The organism is Cytobacillus firmus NBRC 15306, assembly GCF_001591465.1.
GTDB lineage: Bacteria > Bacillota > Bacilli > Bacillales > Cytobacillaceae > Cytobacillus > Cytobacillus firmus.
On record NZ_BCUY01000151.1, the window covers coordinates 1 to 4,490 of the forward strand.

A 4,490-nucleotide genomic window follows, 5' to 3' on the forward strand; every position below is an offset into this window, starting at 1 on the left:
GATTGCGCATAAATAATTTAAATATTTCTACAAGTAAGCGCTTAAATGTTATGATGTGGTAAGAGGAAAGCGAGCGCTTGCTCAGAAATATTAGATGGAGGAGATAATTATGGAAACATTGAAGTTAAAGAACATAAAGCTGTCCTGGCTTCGCGGCGGTGTCACATATCTTGACGGCGGAGCCATGTTTGGAGTAGTTCCGAAGCCTTTGTGGTCAAAAAGATATCCATGCAATGAAAATAATCAGATCGAACTGAGAACAGATCCCATTCTTATTCAATTTGACGGTAAGAATATTTTAGTCGAATCGGGTCTGGGAAACGGGAAACTGAATGAAAAGCAGAAGAGGAATTTCGGAGCGCTTGAAGAGTCTTTTGTTGAGCAGGATTTAGCGAAGCACGGTTTGTCCCCCCGGGATATCGATTACATCCTTATGACTCATCTTCATTTTGATCATGCCTGCGGACTGACGAAACCGGAAGAAGGAAAGTTCTCTTCTGTATATCCTAAAGCCAGAATCATCGCATCACGGGTGGAATGGGAAGAAATGAGAAATCCTAATATCCGTTCAAGAAATACATATTGGAAAGAAAACTGGGAGTCCATTCAGGATCAGGTGGAAGTTTTTGATGGGGAGTGGACACTCGGCCCTATTAAAATGGTGCATACAGGCGGCCATAGTGACGGACATTCCATCCTGGTTATAGAAGATGAAGACGATACCGTCATTCATATGGCTGATATCATGCCAACACATGCCCATGCAAATGTTTTATGGGTCCTCGCTTATGATGACTACCCGATGGATTCCATCAGCGCCAAGGAAAAATGGATGGAATACGGGATGAAGAAAAATGCATGGTTCACTTTTTACCACGATGCTTTCTACAGGGCAGTCAAGTGGGATGAAGCAGGAAATATTGCTGTAAAAGTGGAAAAGCAAAAAAGCTAAAAAATCCCCATCCGGGGATTTTTTAATACAACTCGGCTGCTGGCGATTAATGCAGCGGGAAGACATCCAAAATGGTTCCAGTCTCTGCATCGGCAATGAACTCATACTGCTCGGCTTCCTCACCGGAAAATCTTGAAATGCCACCCTTATAGACCTGATATTTCAAATGTCCTTTTTCATAAGGTTCAGCTTTCATTTGAATCCATGATCCACTAATCGGACCTTCCTGCTTAAAGGCATCCTTTGCATTGGCTAAAGCTTTTTCCGGGGAAACAGAAGTTTTCTGCGAAAGCAATTCCCTTGCTGCATATCCGCTTGCCAAACCAACTCCTACACCTAACATAAAAGATTTCCAATTCATACTTGCACCTCCCCAGGCTGATGTTATAAGCAATTCATTATTAAAATTTTCTGTTTTCCAAATCTATCTTACCAAAAATAGGCTGTGACTAAAATAAATATTGCATTTCGACAATCGAAATTTCATGTCTGAAATGGTGGAAAGGCGTATGAAAGTTCTGTAAAATGAGACTATACATATCTGCATAGACAATCTATTGATTGAAAAAGGAGAAGAATAAATGAACGAAAAAACTTTACAGCTTTTTAAAACATTGACAGAGTTGCCGGGGGCACCTGGAAACGAGCATTTAGTACGGAAATTCATGCGCGAACAAATCAGCCAGTATACAGAAGAAGTCGTTCAGGATAAGCTTGGAGGCATTTTCGGCGTAAAAAGAGGCGATGAAAGCGGCCCGACTGTAATGGTAGCAGGACATATGGATGAAGTTGGATTCATGGTCACCAGCATAACAGATAATGGCATGATCCGTTTTCAGACACTTGGAGGCTGGTGGAGCCAGGTTTTACTGGCACAAAGAGTACAAATTAGTACAGATCATGGACCAGTGACAGGAGTTATCGGTTCCATTCCTCCGCATCTTTTAGACGAAGCCAAGCGAAGCAAGCCGATGGAAATAAAGAATATGCTGATTGACATTGGGGCGGATGACCGTGAAGATGCCAAAAGAATAGGCATTAAGCCAGGACAGCAAATTCTGCCGATTTGCCCATTCACACCAATGGCGAATGAAAAGAAAGTTCTGGCGAAGGCATGGGATAACCGTTACGGATGCGGCTTGGCTGTGGAGCTTTTAGAGGAAGTCCAGAATGAATCTCTTCCAAATATCCTTTATTCAGGAGCAACTGTTCAGGAAGAAGTTGGCTTAAGAGGTGCACAGACAGCAGCGAATATGATCAATCCTGATATTTTCTTTGCTTTGGATGCAAGCCCTGCCAACGATATGACCGGTGATGAAAATGAATTTGGCCATCTAGGCAAAGGAGCTCTTCTGCGCATACTGGACCGTTCAATGGTAACGCACCGAGGCATGAGGGAATTTGTGCTGGATACAGCCGAATCGAACAACATCCCATATCAGTATTTCGTCTCACAGGGCGGAACAGATGCCGGAAAAGTTCATATATCCAATGAAGGTGTTCCAAGTGCAGTAATCGGCATTTGCTCCCGCTATATTCACACACATGCATCCATCGTGCATGTCGACGATTATGCAGCGGCAAAAGAATTGCTTGTTAAACTTGTAAAGTCCTGTGACCGTTCAACAGTGGAAACCATCCGTCAAAACAGTTAATCAGATGAGACAGCAGGTGCTGTCTCATTTTCCTGTCAAATGAAAGGAGCTCTCATGAAAATCATCATTGGTTCAAAAAATCCTGCAAAGATTTCGGCAGTCCAAGCTGCCTTTAGTGATTATGAAGCTGACATTATGTCAATAGATGTGCCATCAGGAGTGAACGATCAGCCATTTTCGGATGAAGAAACCATTAAAGGGGCCATCAACAGAGCTTATGGAGCATTCGAAATATCCGGAGGACAAATCGGCATTGGATTAGAGGGCGGTGTGCAGAAAACAGAATATGGGCTTTTTCTCTGTAATTGGGGGGCTCTGGCGGAAAAAGGACAGCCTCCGATTATTGCAGGCGGAGCCAGGATTCCTCTTCCTGAATGTGTTGCAGAAAGGCTATTAGCCGGCGAAGAACTGGGCCCTGTAATGGATGATTACGCAAAAAAAGAAAACGTCCGCAAAAATGAAGGGGCAGTTGGAATTTTTACAAATGGGCAGATTGATCGTGCTGACATGTTCTCACATGTCATGAAGCTGCTTATCGGTCAATATGAATATAGAAAAAGGGGATAGCGCTAACCCCTTTTTCTATTCGGTTTCGAAGATGTACGACAAAACTTTCAACGCCTGGCTGACAGTTTCAACTGTAACATTTGCTTTGCTTGAAAGCTCTTTTAAAGGATGGTGAAGCTCCTTTGGACGGATAAGGATCAGCGGCTTTCCAAGAGCGGCAGCTGCGCTTGCATCCATGGCAGTGTTCCATTGCTTGTACTTTTCACCAAACAAAGCTATCACGAGATCTGATTTTTGCATAAGAAGCTGTGTCCTTAAGTTATTGATGCTTGAAGCGGCTTCATCCCGGAAGATTGCATCCGGCTGCTTCCCGAGAATTTCCTCACCAATCATGTCAGAACGTTCATGATTTTCCATAGGACCTGTAAAATGAACCGGCAGCTGAAGTAATTTCGCTTTCTCCTTTATTTCATTGCGCCAATTGGAATGTATTTCACCTGCTAAATAGACGGTTATTTCCATTCTTTTTTCCTCCTTTATGCAATATTCTTATATTTTAACATTTCTTCTAGGAAGTAACGCAGTGAAAAGGCTCCAATCCTGATATGAAGGGTTGTCAGACTATTGAGAAGAAATGTATGATAGGGAAGGATATGAGAATCCTTGCAAGGAGGGGACAATAGAATGAGTAAAAGATTCACCGCAGCCTTGCTCTTATTTATTTCATTTATACTGCTCAATGCCTGTTCAGCATCGTTGGAAGAAGAGCAAACCGCCGCAAAGAATGCTGCAGAGGAAGCATTTAACCAATCACCTGAAAAGACAAATCATAAGTTTGAAGATATAGAATATTATTTGCCTTTCGGCTACGAGGTAGAAGAGGAAAGCCCAAATAACATCATTTTAAAAAATGGCTCGAAACGATATATCCTTTTTTACAACCAGCATGAAGGTCCGGACAGCAAGGTTGTTTTTGATGCAGCGCTCAAGCAGAAAGATGAATATGAAGTTAAAGAGACATTTACAAAGGATGGACATAATGGCTTCCTATTAATCAACAGCGGAAAAAAGGACGAACATGAATTGGTCGTCGGGATTGGCGGCGTAAAATTATCAACGCAGGCTAAAACCAGAAACTTATCCTCTGACGCCGCTGCGATGATGGAAATAGCTAATTCTGTTCAAATGAATAACTAAAACGAGGGGCACTGCCCTTCGTTTTTTTGTTTTGTCTTAATAAGCAGCTGAATCTTTAAATTATATAATAGAAAGGCCCTGGTAAAAGAACAATAAAAATACAGAAAATTTTATATTACAAGTGTCTTTACATATGTTATCTTATAAAGTGAAACTTCAATCAGTGGGGAATGCTTCTC

6 protein-coding genes are annotated in these 4,490 nt (G+C 42.0%); 4 read left to right on the forward strand and 2 right to left on the reverse strand.

Annotation, left to right across the window (positions count from 1 at the left end):
• Positions 1–109 precede the first annotated feature (109 nt).
• Positions 110–952 carry a YtnP family quorum-quenching lactonase gene (locus tag BFI01S_RS21050; protein ID WP_061794328.1) on the forward strand — a complete coding sequence of 281 codons (843 nt, stop codon included), beginning with the start codon at positions 110–112 and terminating at the stop codon, positions 950–952.
• Between the two features lie 46 nt (positions 953–998).
• Here the strand turns inward: BFI01S_RS21050 and BFI01S_RS21055 are convergent, their stop codons facing one another.
• The gene (locus tag BFI01S_RS21055) at positions 999–1,313 is read right to left on the reverse strand and encodes a PepSY domain-containing protein (RefSeq protein WP_048010824.1); all 315 of its coding nucleotides are present in this window, start codon (positions 1,311–1,313) and stop codon (positions 999–1,001) included.
• A 220-nt stretch (positions 1,314–1,533) separates the two neighbouring features.
• On the opposite strand from BFI01S_RS21055, the gene BFI01S_RS21060 reads away from it, so the two are divergent.
• Complete coding sequence (locus BFI01S_RS21060) at positions 1,534–2,607, forward strand: M42 family metallopeptidase (protein WP_061794329.1); 1,074 nt, start codon at positions 1,534–1,536, stop codon at positions 2,605–2,607.
• A gap of 54 nt (positions 2,608–2,661) precedes the next feature.
• Complete coding sequence (locus tag BFI01S_RS21065) at positions 2,662–3,174, forward strand: DUF84 family protein (protein ID WP_061794330.1); 513 nt, start codon at positions 2,662–2,664, stop codon at positions 3,172–3,174.
• A gap of 15 nt (positions 3,175–3,189) precedes the next feature.
• Here the strand turns inward: BFI01S_RS21065 and BFI01S_RS21070 are convergent, their stop codons facing one another.
• On the reverse strand, positions 3,190–3,636 hold the full coding sequence (locus BFI01S_RS21070) for a YtoQ family protein (RefSeq protein WP_061794331.1): 447 nt from the start codon (positions 3,634–3,636) through the stop codon (positions 3,190–3,192).
• Between the two features lie 162 nt (positions 3,637–3,798).
• On the opposite strand from BFI01S_RS21070, the gene BFI01S_RS21075 reads away from it, so the two are divergent.
• A complete protein-coding gene (locus BFI01S_RS21075; protein WP_061794332.1) occupies positions 3,799–4,311 on the forward strand; it encodes a hypothetical protein in 513 nt (170 codons plus the stop codon).
• Positions 4,312–4,490 lie beyond the last annotated feature (179 nt).